At 48.7% G+C, this 788-nt stretch carries 2 tRNA genes and 1 rRNA gene; all 3 read left to right on the forward strand.

What is annotated here, in order from left to right:
• Nucleotides 1–35 precede the first annotated feature (35 nt).
• Nucleotides 36–112, forward strand: a tRNA-Ile gene (locus GY683_RS02250).
• 22 nt (nucleotides 113–134) lie between these two features.
• Nucleotides 135–210 (forward strand) — tRNA-Ala (locus GY683_RS02255).
• 452 nt (nucleotides 211–662) lie between these two features.
• A 23S ribosomal RNA gene (locus GY683_RS02260) occupies nucleotides 663–788 on the forward strand; the annotation flags it as partial.

Consider the following 788-nt stretch of genomic DNA (forward strand, 5'->3'; position numbering starts at 1 on the left):
GATTAGAGATGCAAAGGAAGTAAACATAAGGCCTTGGGTTTGTAGCTCAGCTGGTTAGAGCACACGCTTGATAAGCGTGGGGTCGGAGGTTCAAGTCCTCCCAGACCCACCAATCAGAGGCCGGACCCGACACTGGGGGCATAGCTCAGTTGGTAGAGCACCTGCTTTGCAAGCAGGGGGTCATCGGTTCGATCCCGTTTGCCTCCACCACACTTTGCAAATCAAAGCGAAAGCAAAAAAAGATAAGAAGGCGACTTCTTATTTTTAGTTGACTTCAAGAGGTTGGCTGCTATAATGGCCAGCTCGTTTTGATTTGCGAAGCGAAGAGACGCAGCAAAAGCTGGGTTTCGAAGCCGCATCGATCTTTAACAAATTGGAAAGCCGAAATCAACAAACAAAGACAATGTTGGTTTGGATGGAAAAGGCAAGGGATGCAACCCGAGTCGATTCAGCCTATGGATAGGCCGTCTGAAAAGGCGGGCGCCATGAGCACAGCCAAGCCATAAAAATTTGGGTGATGATTGTATCGGACGCACTCTGAGCACAAAAGGCAGAGTGTGTCACACAACAAAGCAGTAAGCTTTATCAGAGTAAACATCTCTAGTTTATTCCCCTAGTCAACGGGAGGATAAGCGAAGTCAGAGAGGTCGTTCAAATGATAGAGTCAAGTGAATAAGTGCATCAGGTGGATGCCTTGGCGATGATAGGCGACGAAGGACGTGTAAGCCTGCGAAAAGCGTGGGGGAGCTGGCAATAAAGCAATGATCCCGCGATGTCCGAATGGGGAA

It is taken from the genome of Moraxella sp., assembly GCF_024227015.1.
GTDB lineage: Bacteria > Pseudomonadota > Gammaproteobacteria > Pseudomonadales > Moraxellaceae > Moraxella.